Origin of the sequence: Aeromonas sp. MR16, from assembly GCF_022549315.1 — a bacterium.
Classification (GTDB): Bacteria; Pseudomonadota; Gammaproteobacteria; order Enterobacterales; family Aeromonadaceae; genus Aeromonas; species Aeromonas aquatica.
This window is the reverse complement of sequence record NZ_JAKZFK010000006.1, coordinates 1-18,446: the sequence shown is the minus strand read 5'-3', so window position 1 is coordinate 18,446 and position 18,446 is coordinate 1. Positions and strand designations below refer to the sequence as shown.

The following is an 18,446-nucleotide window of genomic DNA, read 5'->3' as shown; positions in this document are numbered from 1 at the left end:
CAAGAGACCCGCCATCAGGCGGGTCTCTTGTTTCTGTCTGCTCAGGGGGCGGCGTGGGTTGCCGTTGCGGCACTGGTCGCCTTGTCTGCATCTGTCGCTGCTACCGCACTGGCCTCGGTGGTCGCCGTCGCCGCTGCCGAGCTTGTCACGGTCGCTGCGCTGGTTGCCACCGCCGCGCTGGCCACACCGACGGCCTTGTCGAGCGGCTTGCTCGGGGCCGCTTTCGCCGCAGTGGTCTTGGCCGGGATGGGCAGGCAGGGCTGGCTCGCGCCCAGGGTGCTCAGGGCCTGGCAGGGGATGGGACCGCCGATGACGATGGGCTCGCCGAGGAACTTGGGCCCCTTGTCCAGCACGTAGAGATCGAGCAACCCCATCAGCCGGGCGAACACCTCGCGCACCCGGGTGCGGATCCCCTGATAGGCGCTGGGATCCAGCGCGTTGAAGCCGACTGCATCGATGCCGAAGTGACGGGCGATGAAGATGGCGCGCTCGTTGTGGAAGGCCTGGGAAACCACGGTGAACTGAGCCTGGCCGAACACCTCCTTGGCCCGCACTATGGAGTCCAGGGTGCGAAAGCCCGCGTAGTCGCTGTAGATGGCGCTGGCCGGGATGCCGGCCTGGATCAGGGCGCGCCGCATCTGGCGCGGCTCGTTGTACTGCACGGTGGCGTTGTCGCCGGAGACCAGAATGTAGTCCACCTTGCCGTTGTTGTAGAGCTCGGCGGCGGCCTTGATCCGGTATTTGAAGTAGTGATTCGGGCTGCCGCCGATCAGGTATTTGGAGGTGCCGAGCACCAGGGCGACCCGGTTGTAGGGCACCGCATTGACGTCGTCATAGGTGTAGTGACGGGCGTCCGAGACGGTCCACTCGCTGTAGCCGAGCAGCGCGATGGCGGAGGCCAGCAGCAGGCAGAGGCAGGCGAGCAGGATCTTGGCAAACTTCTTCATGCGCGATGCGGTTCGGATCTGAAATAGGGAATGACAGGGAGCCATTCTATTACAACTTGGTGTGCCGCGTCAGGCTTGATGACCGCGAGGAATGTCACTCGGGCAGAGACTGTCGCTGGGGGGCTTCGTTTCGAATGAGGGGCGGCCCTGGCCGCCCCGTGTATGTGTCGGTTTCTCGGTGGGGGGAGCCGTCGCCTTTGCAGGTAACCGGCCCCTCGTTTGCCTCTGCGCCTCAGTGGGCTGAGTCGTTGCCCTTGCAGGCATCGGACGCCTTGTTGGACTCCCACCAGGGCAGCAATTCGCCTGCCAGCCACTGCTGGTAGGCCTCGCTGTCACCGGTGATCAGCTGATCCAGCTCGGCCTCGAAGGCGCCCATGGCCTGCCCCTGATCCGGGTTGCGCAGGGCCTCGGCCATGGCGAGCCAGCTGGCGCCGCGACCGGTCTCGTTCAGGAAGCGGTGCACGGTGTAGGACCAGGAGTAGACCATCTCGCCGCCCTTGTCGTAGTCCAGGTGCAGTATGTCGGCGAGGCTGGGGCGCTCGCCGGCCGGGCGAGCCGTCACGTTGTCCAGGCCGCGGGCGAAGCACTGGCCGTGGGCGACAAATTCCGCCAGCCCTTCCGACCACCAGGTGGTGCGGTTGAGGGGGTAGTGGCCGAAACTGCCGTACTGGTTGAAGCGGCCGTCCAGGTAGTGCACGTACTCGTGGCGCAGATTCCACACCTGGAAGGCGGGGCGCTTCCACTCCGCCTCATAGGCGAAGAAGCGGGCCTGGTTGCCGGGACGAGCCGGATCTCCCTCGATATAGATGCCGCCGTTGTCGGTGGAGACGCCACCAAACAGGGCGCTGCCATAGCGTTTCCAGTCGGCGGAGGAGTCGAAGATCACCAGCTCAAGGGCCTCGTTATGGTCGTCGGCCACCGGCTGTCCGCCGGTCTCCAGCTGCCGATGGAACTGCTCTTCCTCGGCCCCCAGCTCGCGGCAGATGTTGCTTGCCTGATCCTGGCTCAAGTCCTGGGCCCGCAGGCGCAGGGTCGGCGAGCAGGTGTGCTCGAACGGCAGCACGTCCTCCATCCGGATGGGGGTGCAGAGGCCGGCAAAGTCGCCGCTGATGCAGGCCTCGGCGGTGCGATCCGTGTAGGTCAGGTAGTAGGTGGAGAGGGTCAGGGACATGTCTTCCAGCAGCGCCGGATTCTGGGCACCCCCCGGGATCAGGCCGTGGTGGCGGATCTGGGCGATGACGGCGTCATCCAGCAGCGTGCGATAACCCTCGCTCTCGTCGGGTCTGGTGTAACGGGCGATCCGGTAGAGGCGGGTATAGGCATCCAGCACGTTGTTGAGCAGGAAGAGATCCGCCCCCTCCCGTCCCTTCCACAGGGCGAGTTCGCTCATGCCGAGGGCGTGCAGTTGCTGGCGTAGCTCGCCATCCTGCTGGCGGAAGTCGTTGGCGAAGGGCTCGGCGTAGTCGCTGGCGAAATCGAGGAAGTTGAGCAGATCGAACAGGCCGGTCGCCCAGGCATGGCGGCCATTGATCTCGCTCGCATGACGACTGCTGTAGGCCAGCATCTGGTTGAACTCAGCGAGCAAGGCGCCGAAGCGGCTCTGCACCGCCGGGCTTCTGAACTGGCCGTGCAGGGCTATGCTCCAGGCGCCGATGACGGTCCCCACCTCGTCGTTTGCCTGTGCCGGATAGAGCAGCGGATGGGCGCCGAGCGCGGTCAACGCCTCGGCCAGCGCTTCGGCGGCGGCCGTGCCGTCTTCCCTGTGCTTGCCATGGTTGTGGTAGTTGTGGGCGCGCACGTATTCGAGCAGCAGCTTCATGGCCGGGTGGGTGGGCTGGTTGGCCGCCAGCAGGCTCTGGATGCCGCGGGAGACGGCCAGCAGCTTGCGGTCGTCGTGGCCATAGTTCTCCTGCCACACAGGCGCGGGCTGGCCGCTGGCATCCTGCACTATCCTGGCAGCCTCGGCGTCCAGCAGATCCGTGCCCGGCTGCTCCGGCTCAGAGCAGGCACGGCCATCGGCGCGGCGGCAGTCGAGCTGCTCCTCCACGCTGGCCAGCACGATGGGGCGATTGAGCACCCGGCTCTCCTGCCACTCGGGGGTGTCCGGCAGGGCCTGCCACTCGTTGCCACCCACAGGATATTGATAGCCGCTGTCTTTCAGCACCACCTGCACCTCGCTGCCGGCGGGCAGGGTCTGGCGACAGATCCGGTAGCTGATGGTCTTGTCCCCCTCCTGGCGGGTCTGGGGCTGGTCGCACTCCTGCTGGGCCCTGGCCTCGTCCAGCAGCCAGCTGTACTGGCGCCAGACGTGCAGCTCACGCACCTGGCTGGCGGCCAGACTGCCCGCCACCGGCTGCAGGCGGAAGAAGATCTGCTCGAGGCGGCCGTCCCGCTCGTTGGGGGTCTCCTCCAGCACGCTCAGCTGTTGCCAGTCTTGCGGTCGATACTGCCAGCTCTGCTCGGCGCAGCGACCCTGGGCGTTGAGCTCGCAGCGATCCAGCTCCTGTTCGCTGTGACCGAGAACGAGGCGCTCGGGCAGCGGCAGGGTATCCTGGCGCGGGGCGGTCGGGGTGCCCGCCAGTGGCTCCCAGCGCCCCTGCTTCAGGCCGTAGCCAAAGTCATAGCTGCTGGCCGGCACGACCTTGCCCACCGGCACCACCTGCTCGCAACTGCGATAGCGGATCTGCCAGCCCTGCTCGACCCTGAGCTGTGGCTCGCCGCACTGCTGCTCGGCCAGGGCGTCCAGCTTGGTGGCCTGCCAGTCGAAGCGGCGATAGACCCTCAGCTGCTGATAGGGGACGCCGGCATCGCTTGCGCTCAGCTCATAGGTGACTTCGGTGAGGCGATCCCCCAGCTGGCGGCTCGATTCGCCGTTCAGCCGGTAGTGCTGCCAGTCGGGGGAATAGTTGGCCAGCGCCGAGGTGGCGAGCAGGCCGGGGGCTGCCAATAACAGCAGCCGGGTACCCAGGTGGTTCATGGTGATCCCTTTGATGAATGGATGGGCGTGGGGGACCAGACAAGGTATTGGGTTCCAAAAGAACATCAACCAGCCAGATGGGGCGGGGGAATCATCCCCTTCCCATGCGACATCACAAAAACAGCCCCATTAGGGGCTGTATCGATAGCAAGGACTTAGTCCCATATGGGGGTCAGTATCAGAGGGGGCGAGTCGGGCGGAAGGGTCGGGCAGCGGATGCCGAGTGCGGGCTTCAGGTCGAGGCGGCAAGCATGGCGAGCTTGGTGCGGGAAGGTTTCAGGTTACCACCGAGATCCGGCCAGGGCAGCCAACGGTCCGGCACCATGAAGCCGGGCAGGGCGGCGCGGATCCAGGCGGCCAGCTCGTCATGGGGCACCGGCTCGCCGTGCCAGTCGATAAAGGCGGCGGGGCGCTGGCCCCACTCGTCGCTCGGGATGGGGACCACCAGCGCCTGGGCAACGGCGCCGTGATCCACCAGCCGCTGCTCTATGGTCTCGGGCTGGATGTTCTCGCCGCCGGAGATGAAGAGATTGTCGAGCCGCCCCTCCACCACCAGCTCGCCAGCTGGGGTGAAGTGGCCCTTGTCGCGGGTGTGGAACCAGCCGGCCTCATCGAGCGGTCGCGCCAGCTGCCCGGCCTTGAAGTAGCCGGCGAACAGGGTGGCGCCGCGCACGCAGATCTCCCCCTGCCGGATGCAGACTTCTCGCCCCGGCAGCGGCTTGCCGACCACGCCGGCCCCGGTCGGCAGTCCGGTGCAGACCTGGCTGCCCATCTCCGACAGCCCGTAGCTCACCTTGGGGGTGAGCCCCATGGCCCTGAGTCGGCTCACCAACGGCTCTGGGATGGCGGCGCCGCCGAGCAGCAGCTCGCGCAGCCGGGTGCGGGCGGGGTCGAAGCCTTGTGCCAGCAGGCGCCAGAGCTGAGTCGGTACCAGCGAGAGATGGGTGACGGGCTGGCATTCGAGCCGCTCCTTGAGGGGCTGGCCGCGATCGTCCAGCACCAGGCTGGCCCCCGCCAGGAAGACCCGGAACAGGATGGCGTAGCCACCGACGTGAAACAGCGGCAGGGAGAGCAACCAGCCGCAGTCGCCGTCCAGCGGGATCAAGGATGCGGAGCCCCGGGCCGAGGCCAGATGGTTGGCGAGGCGGTGCACCACCGCCTTGGGCGTGCCGCTGGAGCCGGAGGTGAGGATCATATTGCCGAGTTGCGCGGGATCCAGCGGCCAGGGCTCCTCCCTTGCGGCCAGCTCGGCCTCGACATCCAGCCGCAGGGGCTGCCAGGGGCCGTCCGGGATCTCCCCTGCCGACCAGAAGGCGGCAACCCCTAGCTGGGCCGCCAGCTCGGCTTGTCTGGGGAGGGGAAAGGCGGGATTGAGCGGGCAGAAGACGATCCCACTGCGTACACAGGCCCAGGCAATCAACACATCTGCCAGAGCGCCTCGTACCACGGCGGCCAACCTGTCGCCTTTGCTCAGGCCAGCAGATCCAAGCTGTCGGCACAGGGCGTTGAGCCGCGCATCCAGCTGTCGGTAGCTGAGAGGTTCGTTGCCGTGGATGGCGATCCGCTCCGGCGCAACCCTGGCCCAGTGGCGCACCGGGCAGGGCTCGCTGCCCTGCCCGATCAGGGGGGACTTGGCCTCAATCACGGTGGAACAGGGGCTCGAGCAGACTCAGGTCGGGTTGGCCCTGTTTATCCAGCAGATCGCCGGTCATCCAGCGGCGGGTATCCAGGCCGGGGGCCTGATCCGGTGCCCACTCCCCGGCGAGGCGGGCGAGTTGGCCGAGGCCGACACCGGACTCGAAGCAGGAGGAGACGATCACCTTCAGCCGCAGCTCGCGGGCGCGGGCCACCAGCGCCTCGCTGTTGGCGAGGGCGCCGAGCAGCATGGGCTTGAGCACCAGCGCTTTGAGCTGGGGGATGGGCTGCCAGGGTTCGCCCCGGGTCAGCAGTTCATCCAGCGCCACTGGCATGCCGGTGCGGGCCGCCACGAAGGCGATGTCGTCGAAGCTGGCGCACAGGTCTTCCAGGTATTCGATCCGGTTCGGATCCAGGTGACCGCAGAAGGCCCAGGCCTCCTCGCGGGTCCAGCCCTGGTTGGCATCCAGCACCAGCTTGAGGGTCGGGCGCCGATCGAGCAGCAGGCGGATCAGCGCCAGCTCGTCCCGCATGGGGTAGCGGGCCACCTTCAGCTTGGCCTTGTTGGGAGTCTGGTGCAGCCACTCCTTCCAGTGCTTGAGCAGCTCCTGGGGGGAGCCCTGAATGAGGGGATAGGGCTCGGGCAGGGAGGCCGTCTGTGCGGGCCAGTGACGGCGGGCACAGTCGAGGCCAAATTGCACCGAGGGGAGCGCGGGGGCGATGGCTTGCCCCCGGGCCAGTTGCGCCAGGCAGGCGAGGGTTTCGGTCTGCGCCTCGGCCAGCGTCTCCCTGGAGAAGCCGGGCAGGGGGGCTATCTCCCCCCAGCCATCGCCGATGCGCACCAACAGGCCCTCTCGCGCCACCTCCACCTTGCCGTGAAAGGTCAGGGGCTGGGTAAAGGGCAGATGATAGCGATAGAGGGCGAGTGTCATCAGGGATTCCGCTTGTATTTGGAGAAGTCGGGACGGCGTTTCTCGTTGAACGCATTGCGCCCTTCCTGACCCTCCTCGGTCATGTAGAACAGCATGGTGGCATTGCCCGCCAACTCCTGCAAGCCGGCCTGGCCGTCGCAGTCGGCGTTGAGCGCCGCCTTCAGGCAGCGCAGCGCCATCGGGCTGTTCTGCAGCATCTCGCGGCACCAGCGCACGGTTTCGCGCTCCAGCTCGGCCAGCGGCACCACTGTGTTGACCAGTCCCATGTCGAGGGCCTGTTTGGCATCGTACATGCGGCACAGGAACCAGATCTCGCGGGCCTTCTTCTGGCCGACGATGCGGGCCATGTAGGAGGCGCCCCAGCCGCCGTCGAAGGAGCCGACCTTGGGGCCGGTCTGACCGAACTGGGCGTTGTCCGCCGCTATGGTCAGATCGCACATCATGTGCAGCACGTGGCCGCCGCCGACTGCGTAACCGGCCACCATGGCCACCACGGGTTTGGGGCAGGTGCGGATGTCGCGCTGGAAGTCGAGCACGTTGAGGTGGTGGGTGCCTTCGTCATCCTGGTATCCACCGTAGTCGCCCCGGATCTTCTGATCGCCACCGGCGCAGAACGCCTTCTCGCCGAAGCCGGTGAGGATGATGGTGCCGATATGATCGTCGTAGCGGGCATCGGCCAGGGCTTGCAGCATCTCTTTGACGGTGCGGGGGCGGAAGGCGTTGCGCACCTGGGGACGGTTGATGGTGATCTTGGCAATGCCATCTTGGGACTTGTGATAGAGGATGTCCTCGTAACCGGCGGAGCAATCCTGCCACGTCACGGGTGCGTAGAGTTCCGCTTCTGTCATTGCTTCAATCATGTTCACTCTCTTGTTATGGGTGATAAGCCCGCTCGCGCAGGCCGGGGCAAAGATGTCCGGCTGAGATCAGGCCGGATCGGCGTCGCTTGCCAGCCACTCCCGCAGGCAGGCGGCGAAGCGTTCTGGCTGGCTGGCGTGCAGATTATGGCCGCCATCCAGCGTCAAGTGATTGATATTGCAGCCCTGCTCGACCAACTGGCAAGCCAGCGCATGGAATTTCTGATCTGTTGTGCCTGAGATCCAGCTCACCGGCAACCGGGGATTCCGAAGCCAGGGGGCGAGATCCGGCTGCTTGCCGAGCGAGGTGGCGCGCAGCATGGCGGCGACGGCCTTGCCATCGTTGCCGAGGCGCCTGGCTAGTTGGCGGGCCCGTTCGGCGGCGTCGAGATCCGCGAACACCGGCTGCCGGTACCAGTCTGCCAATACCTCGGCCAGCGGTTCGCACTCGAAGCGGCTGGCCCAACCCTGGTCGTGGGCGATGCGGGCTGGGCGCTCGGCGGCGGCCAGGCCAGGATGGCAATTCTCCAGCAACAGGGCCTGCAGCCCGGCGGGGGACTGGCTCGCGTGATAGAGCGCCAACCGCCCGCCGAGGGAATAACCCGCCAGCCGATAGCGCACGATGCCACGGGCTCTGAGCTCGCCGCAGAGCCACTGATGTGCCTCTTCGAAGCCGCTCACCCGCAGAGGCTGGTTGTGGCCGTGGCCCGGCAGATCCAGCGCATGGCATTCGTACCTCGGCAGGGCATCGATAACCTGCTGCCAGTCGTGACCGTCGCCGAGCAGGCCGTGCAGCAGCACCAGCGGCACTTGTTCTCTGGCTTCAATGGCCACGGATCGCCACTCCCAGAGCCTTCAGATCCTCGGCCAGTTCGCTGTGATGTGGAACCTTGATTTCAATTTGGATGATGCTTGCCTGTGCTCTAGCTGCCACGGATCGCGCTTCCCAATGCCTTCAGATCCTCGGCCAGTTCGCTGTGATGTGGAACCTTGATTTCAATCTGGATGATGCTTGCCTGTGCTCTAGCTGCCACGGATCGCGCTTCCCAATGCCTTCAGATCCTCGGCCACTTCCTGGCTCGGTACCTTGATTTCAATCAGGGTTACGCCCTTTTCCAGGGCGGCGGCATAGGCCAGTTCAAACTCGGCCAGGGTGGTCGGCGCCCGATACTGGAGGCCGAACATGGCGGCGGCGTGCTCGAAGTGCAGGCCGTGGGGCAGACAGTAGTAGGTCTCCAGTAGCCGATCGCCGGTGGGCACCGGCAGCATGCGGAAGATGCTGCCGCCATCGTTGTTGAGCAGGATCACCACCAGCGGACGGCTCGTCTTGCCGAGCAGGGCCAGGCTGTTGAGGTCATGGAGGGCGCTGAGATCCCCGAGCAGCAAGGTGGTTGGCTCATCGCGGCTCTGGGCGAAGCCATAGGCCGTGGCGATCAGGCCGTCGATGCCGGAGGCGCCGCGGTTGGTCATCACCCGGCTCGGCCCCTTGCCGGGTTCGCCGAGCATGTCCATCAGCCGGGCCGGCATGCTGTTGCCGACGAACAGCTGGCCTTCGATCAGCGCGTTCAGGCGGTGGCAGACCCCGAGCTCGGAGAAGCGATCGCAGGCGGTGCGGATCTGGAGGGTCGCCCGTTGCTGGCGCTCCCCCAGCCGATGCCAGGGCGGCTGTTGAGTGGCGAGCGGATGGCTGGCGGCGAAGGCGGCGGGTTCGCACAGCAGGCGGCGGCGCAGCCGGTAGTCCGGATCCAGCCTGGCCGGTTGCGAGTCCACCAGCCAGTAGTCCTGCCAGGGGTGTTGCTTGATGAACTGGCCGAGCCGCTTGGAGATGAGGCGGGCGCCGAACTGCAGCAGCACCTCGGCGCGGGCCAGCTCGGCGACGAAGCAGTCGTCTTGCAGCGCGAGATCCACGTGGATGAGGTTGCGGCTGTCGAAGCGGATCTGGCTCTGCAGATCCGCCAGCAGCGGCCAGCCGAGGCGCTCCGCCAGTTCGGCCACCGCCTGCCCTTGTAGGGGATCCTGAATGCGCCCTGCGATGATGACGCCGCGCTTGCCCTGCAGCTCGGCCCAGTCGGGTTGAACGGGGCAGCCTGGTTCGATCGCGAGCCAGGGGCTCCAGGGCGCGTCCGAGCGCAGCCAGTCGCCCAGCGGCGCCAGGTAGTCGGCAAAGTCCAGATAGTGGTCGCCGGGATAGAGCGGCTCGGGGTACATGCAGTTGAAGTGCACTGGCCCGGGGGTGTGCGCCTGCTGGGCCAGCGCCTGATCCACCGAGCTCAGCACGAAGGCGGCCGGTATGGTCGGAGTCGGGCTCGGCAGGTTCTGCTGATAGACGGGGTAGCGCCCGAAGATCCCCTGCTGGTCGATGGCCTGATTGGCGCCGTTGTCGATGAGCTCGGGGGGCCGGTCGGCGGAGAGGATGATGAGCGGCACCCCGGTCAGCTGCGCCTCGGCCACCGCAGGCCAGAGGTTCGCCACCGCGGTGCCCGAGGTCATGATCACCGCCACCGGTCGGCCGCTGCCCTTGGCGAGGCCCAGTGCCATGAAGCCGAGGCCCCGCTCGTCAAAGTGCAGGTGGCGGCGAAAACCGGGGTGAGCGGCGGCGGCCATGGTGAGCGGCGCCGAGCGGGAGCCGGAGGCCAGCGCTATGTCCCGCACGCCGAGGCGATGGAGCTCCTCCAGTAGGAGGGAAGACCAGACGTGGTTGAAGGTGGCATGTTGACTGGCAAACGCTTGGTGCACAGACACTGGGCTGGCGGGCATAGGGCTCTCGCAGTGAGGAAACAATGGAAAACGCTATCCCAGCAGGGAGAGCACATTGGCTATCTTGTTGTCGAGTTCGGCCCACTCGGCGGCGGGCTCGGAACCCGCCACTATGCCGGCCCCGGCGAACAGGTGGATGGCCTGCTCGCTGACGAGGGCGCTGCGGATGGCGACGGAGAACTCCGAGGTCTCCCGGCTCAGCATGCCGCAGGCGCCGGCGTACCAGCCGCGATCATGGGGCTCGTGCTCGCGGATGAAGGCCAGCGCCGCCTCGCGCGGGGCGCCGCCCACCGCCGGGGTGGGATGCAGGGCATCCAGCAGTTGCCAGTCGCCCACCCCGGGTTCGAGCTCGGCCTCGATGTCGCACTTGAGGTGTTGCAGCAGCCGCAGTTTGAGGATGCGCGGCTCGGTCAGGCTGGTGCTGGTGGTGAGCGGCGCCAACCGACTGAGGATGTCGGCGTGGACCAGGCGGTTCTCCAGCCGGTTCTTGTTGTCGGCCAGCAGTTCGGCGGCCAGGGCCGCATCGGTCGCCTCGTCACCGGAGCGGCGAATGGTGCCCGCCAGCGCCTCGGTAAACAGGTGGCGCCCCTCCCGACGATAGAGTCGCTCGGGGGAGCAGGCGATGAAGCTCTGCTCGGGGGAGAATTGGAAACCGAAGTGGAAGCACTCCTGGGCGTGTTGCGCCCACTGGGCCAGCAGGGACCAGGGGGAGGGAACGGCCTCCTCGCCTGTGCTGTCGCCATGGGTGAGCCGGCTCTCCCGGGACAGCACCACCTTGGGGGTGTGAGCCTGGAATTCGGGGGCCGTGACCCGGGTCACCAGTTGCTGCCACTGGGCACGGGAGGGACAATCTTCTCGCTGCCAATCGTGCTTGTGCAGGGGCGGCAGAGGCGCTTCCGGTTGCAGCCTATCCAGCGCGGCCAGGGCGGCCTGCATCTCGGCCTCGAAGTCGGCCACCCGTTCCCGCTTGGGCAACCAGAGGTTCAGGCAGAGGCTGACACACTCGCCCCGGCGCACCAGCTCGATGCGCGGCAGCACGAAGCGGCAGGGGCCAAAATCCGGCCAGCCGGGCTGGGTCGGATCGAATGCCAGCCCGCCGTAGTAACGGGGGCTGTCTTCGCTGCTGGCGGCCGTGTTGTCACAGACCCGGCGAACATCCTGCGGCTGGTTCAGTTCATGGATGCGGCCGAGGGCGACATATTCGGGACTCTTGGGGCCGCGTGCCTGCCAATAGATGCGGGGATAGAGGCTCTGCGCCGTCAGCCAGCCCAGAAAGGAGTGCACCGGGGCCGCCACGCGCAACCGCACGAAGCCACTGACATTGTTGTGACGCAGGGCGTCCAGTTGTTGCTTGATATGGGTCTGAGCCAACATGGATGTCTTGTCTGAGCCGGATAGTCGCAATCGCTCTGGGGGAGGATGGCGCAGGTTGATGCCAAAGGGCGATGATTTCCTATATATTATCTGCCCATTCGTCCATGTAAATTGCCCGAGGGAGCCTGAGCCCCCACGGAGCCAAGTATACCTAAATCCGGTTCGATAACCCTTAACACGATCAATATCTGATTGTTTGGCCAACACAATATGACAAATACCTTCTCTGTGTGGTTGCTGGCGGCGCGTTTGCGCACACTGCCCCTTGCCTGTTCTTCTATTTTGTTGGGCGCCGGACTGGCTGCCAGCCGGGGTGCCTTCGACGGTGCCATCATGGGCCTCTCCTTGCTGACTGCCATCTTGCTGCAGATCCTCTCCAACCTGGCCAATGACTACGGCGATGCGGTGTCCGGCGCCGATAACGGCGAGCGGATCGGCCCCCAGCGCGCCGTTGTCTCAGGCCTCATCACCCGCAAGCAGATGTGTGTGGCCATGGGGCTGACCGCACTGGCAGCGGTGGTGAGCGGGCTCGCCCTGCTGGTCTGCGCCTTCGGTGAGGCCTGGCAGCAGATCCTGACCTTCGTCCTGCTGGGCGGCGCGGCCATCGTCGCGGCCATCACCTACACGGTGGGCAAGACCCCTTACGGTTATCGCGGCTTCGGCGACATCTCGGTGTTCCTGTTCTTCGGCCTGCTGGGGGTGCTCGGCTCTTATTACCTGTTCACCCACAGCCTGCAGTGGGATCTGCTGCTGCCGGCCGGCGCCTGCGGCCTGCTGGCGACGGCGGTGCTCAACATCAACAACGTGCGCGACATCGAGACCGATACCGCCAGCGGCAAGATCACCCTGGCGGTACGGCTCGGTCGCAACCGCGCCATCGCCTACCACTGGGTGCTGCTGGGGGCGGCGCTGCTCGCCACCGTCGGCTTCCTGCTGATCCAGCCCGCCAGCCTCTGGCCCTGGATCTTCCTGCCTGCCATGAAGCCCCTCGCCGATGCCGCCCGCACCCTGCGGGAAAGTTTCGATGGCGAGGTGCTGACGGGCGCCCTCAAGAAGACCGCCATCAGCGCCTTCCTGTTCAGCCTGCTGCTCGCCATCGGGTTGGCGCTTTCCTAGGCAAAACGAAGCGTCCAATCCTTGGTATGAAAGGCCCCTTCGAGGGGCTTTTTTGTGGCTCTTCCCGCCATTTTTTCCAATTAATTCAGTCTCATCTATGTCACGTCTCCTCAAGCGGCCGTGATCCGGTCGGCAATATTGATAAATTCTCGGGGCAGCTCGCCGACTTGTGACGGTCCCCGATTGTGGCGTTCGGGGGATTGCTATAGAGATGTAACCGTACCTGGACGTATATGTAAAAACGATGAAGGGAGACTTATGGACAAGTTAGGGAAACACCTGGGATGGATGCTGATGGCGCTGGTCGGTGCCAGCTCCCTCGGCTATATCGCCCTCAATCGGGGCGAACAGATCAACGCACTCTGGATAGTGGTCGCGGCGGTGTGCGTCTATCTGATCGCCTATCGCTACTACGGCCTGTTTATCGCCAAGCACGTGTTGGCGGTGGACGGCACTCGCATGACGCCGGCGGTGCGCCACAACGATGGTCTGGACTATGTGCCGACCGACAAGAAGGTGCTGTTCGGCCACCACTTTGCCGCCATCGCCGGTGCCGGCCCCCTGGTCGGCCCCGTGCTCGCGGCCCAGATGGGCTACCTGCCCGGCATGCTCTGGCTGCTGGCCGGGGTGGTGCTGGCGGGGGCGGTACAGGACTTCATGGTGCTGTTCGTCTCCACTCGTCGCGATGGTCGCTCCCTCGGTGAGCTGGTCAAGGCGGAGATGGGGCCGACGGCCGGCGTCATCGCCCTGGTCGCCACCTTCATGATCATGGTGATCATCCTGGCGGTGCTGGCGATGATAGTGGTCAAGGCGCTCGCCCACAGCCCCTGGGGCACCTACACTGTGGCCTTCACCATACCGCTCGCCATCTTCATGGGGATCTACACTCGCTACCTGAGGCCAGGGCGCATCGGTGAGGTGTCGATCATCGGCCTGGTGTGCCTCATCTTCGCCATCGTCTCCGGTGGCTGGGTGGCCGAGAGCGAGACCTGGGCGCCCTATTTTGACTTCGACGGGGTGCAACTGACCTGGATGCTGGTGGGCTACGGCTTCGTCGCCTCGGTGCTGCCGGTCTGGCTGCTGCTGGCCCCGCGGGATTACCTCTCCACCTTCCTCAAGATCGGCACCATAGTGGGTCTGGCCATCGGCATACTGGTGACCCAACCGACCCTGCAGATGCCGGCGCTGACCCAGTTCATCGACGGCACTGGCCCGGTCTGGGCCGGGGATCTGTTCCCCTTCCTGTTCATCACCATCGCCTGTGGTGCCGTCTCCGGCTTCCACGCGCTGATCGCCTCCGGTACCACCCCCAAGATGCTGGCCAACGAGAACCAGGCCTGCTTCATCGGCTACGGTGGCATGCTGATGGAATCCTTCGTCGCCATCATGGCGCTGGTGGCGGCCTGCGTCATCGATCCGGGCGTCTACTTCGCCATGAACAGCCCCATGGCGGTGCTGGCACCGGCGGGCACCGCCGACGTGGTGGTCTCCGCCGCCGCCGTGGTGAGCAGCTGGGGCTTCCAGATCACCCCGGAGACCCTGACCCGCATCGCCAGCGAAGTGGGTGAGCAGAGCATCATCTCCCGTGCCGGCGGCGCCCCGACCCTGGCGGTCGGCATGGCCTACATACTGCACGGCGCCCTCGGCGGCCTGATGAACGTCGCCTTCTGGTATCACTTCGCCATCCTGTTCGAGGCGCTGTTCATCCTGACGGCGGTGGATGCCGGTACCCGGGCCGCACGCTTCATGCTGCAGGATCTGATGGGGGTCATCTCGCCCTCCCTCAAGCGCACCGACTCCCTGCCCGCCAACCTGCTGGCCACTGCCCTGTGCGTGCTGGCCTGGGGTTACTTCCTGCATCAGGGGGTGGTGGATCCCCTCGGTGGCATCAATACCCTGTGGCCGCTGTTTGGTATTGCCAACCAGATGCTGGCGGGCATGGCGCTGATGCTGTGCGCCGTGGTGCTGTTCAAGATGAAGCGTCAGGCCTATGCCTGGGTGGCGCTGCTGCCCACCAGCTGGTTGCTGATCTGTACCCTGACCGCCGGTTGGGAGAAGACCTTCAGCGACAATCCCAAGCTCGGCTTCCTGGCCATCGCCAACAAGTTCCAGGCCATGATCGACAGCGGCAGCATCCCGGCCCAGTACACCGAAACCCAGCTGGCTCAGCTGGTGTTCAACAACCGGCTGGATGCGGGGCTGACGATGTTCTTCATGCTGGTGGTAGTGGTGCTCGCCGCCTTCTCCCTGAAGACGGCGCTCAAGGCGCTGCAAAACCCGCAGCCGACCGCCAACGAGACCCCTTATCAGCCGATGCCGGCGGGCAAGGGGGCGGCTCAGCCCGAGTCTGATGACGACGGCGATCTGGCCCCCAGCCTCAAGTAAGCGAGTCAGCAGGCCGGCACCCCTGGGTGCCGGCCCTCATCGATAGCCCCAAGGAGCTAGCATGTTCGATACCCTGGCCAAGGCGGGCAAGTATCTGGGGCAGACCGCCAGACTGATGGTGGGTGTGCCCGATTACGACAACTACGTGCAGCACATGCGGCTGACTCATCCAGAGCAGACCCCCATGAGCCACGACGAGTTCTTTCGCGAACGCCAGGATGCCCGCTACGGCGGCAAGAATGGCGGACGCTGCTGTTAGGAGACGTTGAGGTTTCGGCGCTGTCGCGATGAAACCTCAACGGCCCCTCATACATCCATCACCGGAGCCCATCATGACGCAAGCGGTAGTGGTCACCCTTGCTTGAATGGTTTTCTCGGCTCTGGCTAGATATATCCCCTCACCACAGGACTTTCATCATGACCCAGGCTGTAGCGGTCACCCTGCTGACCGGTTTTCTCGGCGCCGGCAAGACCACCTTGCTCAACCACTTCCTGCGCCACCAGGCCGATGCCTCCGTGGCCATCCTCGAGAACGAGTTCGGCGCCGCCAATATCGACGGCGCCCTGCTTGAGGGGGGTGAGGGGATAAGCGTGGTGGAGCTCAGCAACGGCTGCGTCTGTTGCAACGTGCGCGGTGAGTTCAGGGCCGCGCTGGCCGATCTGCTGGCCCGGCGGACGGCGGGAGAGCTGAAGTTCGAGCGGCTGATCGTCGAGACCACGGGGCTCGCCGATCCCGCCCCCATCATCCAGACCTTCTTCGTCGAAGAAGAATTGCGCGATGCCCTGCGCCTGGACGCCGTCATCACCCTGGCCGACTGTGAGCACATCGCCCGCCAGTTGGACGAGCATCCGGTGGCGGCGGCCCAGCTCGGCTTTGCGGATCGCATCCTGCTCACCAAGACCGACAGGGTGGACGAGGGGACGCGGGAGGCCGCCATCACCCGCGTTCACAGGATCAACCCCAGGGCGCAGATCATCGACATAGTGCAGGGGGAGTGCCCGGCCGCACTCTGGCTGGATCTCGATGCTTTTACCCTCAGCGACGAGCTCGGCCTGAGTCCTGGCCTCAACATAGTGCGGGCCGGGCGCCAGGGCTTCGAGGCCTTCTCGCCGCTCTCGGCCCAGCCGCGCTCCTGGCACGACGCCATCTCGGCCCAGCTGTTCGAGGGGGGCGAGCTGGATCTGAAGCGGATCGACGCCTTCATGGAGCAGTGCATAGATCAGCATGGCAATGACATGCTGCGCTACAAGGGGGTGCTGGCCATCGCGGGTGAGCCACGCCGGCTGATAGTGCAGGGGGTGCACAAGGTGGCGGGGTTCGATTATGGCTCCCCCTGGGGAGAGGAAATCCCGCGCTCAAAGCTGGTGATCATCGGCCGCTACCTGCCCGTCGACGAGTTGCGAGCCGGTTTTCTGCAGACACAAGAGTGAGGAATATCCGCCGATGCGCGCATCACTGAGAGAGAAGATGATCCGGGTCTGCCACCAGAAAATCGCCCGGAAGGGGGAGGGGGTTGGCGTCTCCTTCTACGCCTTCTTTGCCAACAAGAATGAGGATCCGGCGTTGTTGATGGAGGCCGCCACCTGGTGGATCCAGACCCATGAGCTCGACCACTTCGAGAAGGCCAGCAAGATCATCAGGCTGGTGGAAGCCACTGCCTAGGGATGAATAAATTAATAAGGGCTCCTAATGGGAGCCCTTATTGCATTAATAGAACTGATGGCCAAGGCCGCCGTTTATGCCTGATGGCTCAGCTGGTCTGCGCCGCTTCGGTTTCCCGGCGGGAAAAGATCAGGCTGTCCAGCAGCCAGATGACGAGCATGGAGGCACCGACCAACGGGAAACAGACGCCGAGCAGCACCAGCACGGCGATGGCACCGCGCATCGGCGGTAGTTTGGCGGGCAGGGGGGGGGCGGCGAGCCGGCCTTGCGGGCGGCGGCTCCACCAGATCCAGAGGCCGCTCACCGCACTCAGCAACACCATCAGGCAGATGATCAGCATGACGAGCTGGTGGGGCCAGCCGTAGAGCTTGCCGGTGTGCAGCATGACGCCGGTTTCCACCGTCTTGGCGACCGGGCCGTAATCCTGCCAGCGCACGTCGGCCAGCACCTTGCCGCTGTATTGATCGATGTGCAGGGTGGCGTCGTTGCGCGGATCGTCGGCAAACAGGGCGATGGTGTAGACGCCGCTCTCACCGGCGGGCGGGGTGATGCTGTAACCCGGGGTAACCTTGCGCTCTCTGGCGATCTCCACCACTTGCTGCAGCGGGATGCGATGGCTTGGCATCACCATGCCATCGTGCCCGTCGCCGTGGTTCATGGCGCTGTGGTCATGACCCTCGGCGACTGGCTGCGAGCTCGGCATGGGCAGGGTCTCAGTCCCCCAAGGGACGGTCTGCGAGTGAGCCTGGTTGAGGCTGCGGGTGAGGGGGGCGGATTTCGGTACCTCGTTCCACATGGCGGCAGGGAAGCGATTCCAGACGTTGGCGAACTGATCGCCCCAGAAGCCGGTCCAGGTCATGCCGCTCAGCAACAACAGCAGCAGGAAGCCCGCTCCCCAGAAGCCGACCACGGCATGCAGATCCCGCCACCAGAGGCGCCCACGCTGGCTCATTCTGGGCCAGAGGATGCCACCGACGCCGGGGCCCTTGCGCGGCCACCACAGATAGAGGCCGCTGATGAGCAGCACTATGCCCCAGCCGGCGGCCAGCTCTATCAGGCGATCCCCCGTGGTGCCGATCAGCAGCTCCGCGTGCAGGGCGCGGGCGACCGCCTGTAGATTCCACTGGTTGTCCATGGTGCCGAGCAGGGCGCCGCTGGCGGGATCCATAAACAGGGTCAGTTCGCTGCCCTGCTGGCGGACGATGAACTGGGCGCTCTGATCGGGGGCCGCAGGGGGCAGGTACTTGCTGAGGCTGGCGTCCGGCATGGCCATCATCGCCTTGGCCAGCAGGGCATCGGCGCTCAGGGTTTGGCTAGCGGGGATCACCTTCATCAGCTCGGGGTACATGATGTTGTCGAGCTGAGGCTTGAACAGATACACCATGCCGGTGAGGGAGAGCAGGATCAGGAAGGGCGCGACGAAGAGCCCGGCGTAGAAGTGCCAGCGCCAGATCCGTTGGTAATGATTCGCATCGTGAGTTTTCATCTCTGATCCTTGCGGCGGTGTGAAAGGTTACGGCAGGTGGAACCTTGGGTGGCGCGGATGATAGCAGCAACGTTTTATTAACTGCAATAGAACATGGCGTACCCAATCGGCGTCGGGTGTCGTGGCGAGTTCGGCGTGATAAACCACTTGTCCCGCTCGTCGATGCAGTCGGGTTCACCCATCTCGAACGCGCGGCAGATTAAAAGACGCACCTCATGGATGCGGCACATCATGAAGAGGGGCGATCCAGCGCCGCCGTGCGGCTAGTTCAGCGTGATAAACCACTTGTCCCGTTCATCGATGCAGTCGGGTTCGCC

At 65.4% G+C, this 18,446-nt stretch carries 14 protein-coding genes; 5 read left to right on the top strand and 9 right to left on the bottom strand.

Annotated elements, in window-relative coordinates:
• Window positions 1-41 precede the first annotated feature (41 nt).
• The 8 genes from MM194_RS06625 to MM194_RS06590 all read right to left on the bottom strand — a co-directional run bounded on the left by MM194_RS06625 (window position 42) and on the right by MM194_RS06590 (window position 11,479).
• Complete coding sequence (locus MM194_RS06625) at window positions 42-992, bottom strand: ElyC/SanA/YdcF family protein (RefSeq protein WP_033131449.1); 951 nt, start codon at window positions 990-992, stop codon at window positions 42-44.
• Between the two features lie 187 nt (window positions 993-1,179).
• Window positions 1,180-3,924: a collagenase gene (locus MM194_RS06620; protein ID WP_241343089.1), complete on the bottom strand. Its 2,745-nt coding sequence runs from the start codon at window positions 3,922-3,924 to the stop codon at window positions 1,180-1,182.
• Window positions 3,925-4,156: 232 nt separating this feature from the next.
• Window positions 4,157-5,569, bottom strand: a complete 1,413-nt coding sequence (locus tag MM194_RS06615) for an AMP-binding protein (protein ID WP_241343088.1) — start codon at window positions 5,567-5,569, stop codon at window positions 4,157-4,159.
• Complete coding sequence (gene menC / locus MM194_RS06610) at window positions 5,562-6,491, bottom strand: o-succinylbenzoate synthase (protein ID WP_241343087.1); 930 nt, start codon at window positions 6,489-6,491, stop codon at window positions 5,562-5,564. The genes MM194_RS06615 and menC overlap by 8 nt, the downstream gene beginning before the upstream one ends.
• A complete protein-coding gene (gene menB, locus MM194_RS06605) occupies window positions 6,491-7,339 on the bottom strand; it encodes a 1,4-dihydroxy-2-naphthoyl-CoA synthase (protein ID WP_202963162.1) in 849 nt (282 codons plus the stop codon). The genes menC and menB overlap by 1 nt, the downstream gene beginning before the upstream one ends.
• A 78-nt stretch (window positions 7,340-7,417) precedes the next feature.
• Window positions 7,418-8,176 (bottom strand): 2-succinyl-6-hydroxy-2,4-cyclohexadiene-1-carboxylate synthase, encoded by a 759-nt coding sequence (gene menH / locus MM194_RS06600; RefSeq protein ID WP_241343166.1) that lies wholly within the window; start codon window positions 8,174-8,176, stop codon window positions 7,418-7,420.
• Between the two features lie 195 nt (window positions 8,177-8,371).
• The gene (menD, locus tag MM194_RS06595) at window positions 8,372-10,105 is read right to left on the bottom strand and encodes a 2-succinyl-5-enolpyruvyl-6-hydroxy-3-cyclohexene-1-carboxylic-acid synthase (RefSeq protein WP_241343086.1); all 1,734 of its coding nucleotides are present in this window, start codon (window positions 10,103-10,105) and stop codon (window positions 8,372-8,374) included.
• 33 nt (window positions 10,106-10,138) lie between these two features.
• Window positions 10,139-11,479 carry an isochorismate synthase gene (locus tag MM194_RS06590; protein WP_241343085.1) on the bottom strand — a complete coding sequence of 447 codons (1,341 nt, stop codon included), beginning with the start codon at window positions 11,477-11,479 and terminating at the stop codon, window positions 10,139-10,141.
• 210 nt (window positions 11,480-11,689) lie between these two features.
• Here MM194_RS06590 and MM194_RS06585 point away from each other — a divergent pair, with 210 nt between their 5' ends.
• From MM194_RS06585 to MM194_RS06565, 5 genes are all read left to right on the top strand, one after another.
• Window positions 11,690-12,595, top strand: a complete 906-nt coding sequence (locus tag MM194_RS06585) for a 1,4-dihydroxy-2-naphthoate polyprenyltransferase (protein ID WP_241343084.1) — start codon at window positions 11,690-11,692, stop codon at window positions 12,593-12,595.
• Window positions 12,596-12,853: 258 nt separating this feature from the next.
• Window positions 12,854-14,980, top strand: coding sequence for a pyruvate/proton symporter CstA (gene cstA / locus MM194_RS06580; RefSeq protein WP_241343083.1), 2,127 nt, complete (start codon window positions 12,854-12,856; stop codon window positions 14,978-14,980).
• A gap of 61 nt (window positions 14,981-15,041) precedes the next feature.
• Window positions 15,042-15,239 carry a YbdD/YjiX family protein gene (locus MM194_RS06575; protein ID WP_025325546.1) on the top strand — a complete coding sequence of 66 codons (198 nt, stop codon included), beginning with the start codon at window positions 15,042-15,044 and terminating at the stop codon, window positions 15,237-15,239.
• A 158-nt stretch (window positions 15,240-15,397) separates the two neighbouring features.
• Complete coding sequence (locus MM194_RS06570) at window positions 15,398-16,411, top strand: GTP-binding protein (protein ID WP_241343082.1); 1,014 nt, start codon at window positions 15,398-15,400, stop codon at window positions 16,409-16,411.
• A gap of 13 nt (window positions 16,412-16,424) precedes the next feature.
• Entirely contained in the window at window positions 16,425-16,643 is a 219-nt protein-coding gene (locus MM194_RS06565; RefSeq protein ID WP_033131440.1) for a DUF6500 family protein, read from the top strand.
• 88 nt (window positions 16,644-16,731) lie between these two features.
• Here MM194_RS06565 and MM194_RS06560 read toward each other — a convergent pair whose 3' ends face one another.
• A complete protein-coding gene (locus tag MM194_RS06560; RefSeq protein ID WP_033131439.1) occupies window positions 16,732-18,129 on the bottom strand; it encodes a PepSY domain-containing protein in 1,398 nt (465 codons plus the stop codon).
• Window positions 18,130-18,446 lie beyond the last annotated feature (317 nt).

What these genes read in the sequence shown, in the direction of transcription:
- MM194_RS06625 (WP_033131449.1), bottom strand. Translation starts at nt 992, where the DNA reads ATGGCTCCCTGTCATTCCCTATTTCAGATCCGAACCGCATCGCGCATG.
- MM194_RS06620 (WP_241343089.1), bottom strand. Translation starts at nt 3,924, where the DNA reads ATGAACCACCTGGGTACCCGGCTGCTGTTATTGGCAGCCCCCGGCCTG.
- menC (WP_241343087.1), bottom strand. Translation starts at nt 6,491, where the DNA reads ATGACACTCGCCCTCTATCGCTATCATCTGCCCTTTACCCAGCCCCTG.
- menB (WP_202963162.1), bottom strand. Translation starts at nt 7,339, where the DNA reads ATGACAGAAGCGGAACTCTACGCACCCGTGACGTGGCAGGATTGCTCC.
- menD (WP_241343086.1), bottom strand. Translation starts at nt 10,105, where the DNA reads ATGCCCGCCAGCCCAGTGTCTGTGCACCAAGCGTTTGCCAGTCAACAT.
- MM194_RS06590 (WP_241343085.1), bottom strand. Translation starts at nt 11,479, where the DNA reads ATGTTGGCTCAGACCCATATCAAGCAACAACTGGACGCCCTGCGTCAC.
- MM194_RS06585 (WP_241343084.1), top strand. Translation starts at nt 11,690, where the DNA reads ATGACAAATACCTTCTCTGTGTGGTTGCTGGCGGCGCGTTTGCGCACA.
- cstA (WP_241343083.1), top strand. Translation starts at nt 12,854, where the DNA reads ATGGACAAGTTAGGGAAACACCTGGGATGGATGCTGATGGCGCTGGTC.
- MM194_RS06575 (WP_025325546.1), top strand. Translation starts at nt 15,042, where the DNA reads ATGTTCGATACCCTGGCCAAGGCGGGCAAGTATCTGGGGCAGACCGCC.
- MM194_RS06570 (WP_241343082.1), top strand. Translation starts at nt 15,398, where the DNA reads ATGACCCAGGCTGTAGCGGTCACCCTGCTGACCGGTTTTCTCGGCGCC.
- MM194_RS06565 (WP_033131440.1), top strand. Translation starts at nt 16,425, where the DNA reads ATGCGCGCATCACTGAGAGAGAAGATGATCCGGGTCTGCCACCAGAAA.
- MM194_RS06560 (WP_033131439.1), bottom strand. Translation starts at nt 18,129, where the DNA reads ATGAAAACTCACGATGCGAATCATTACCAACGGATCTGGCGCTGGCAC.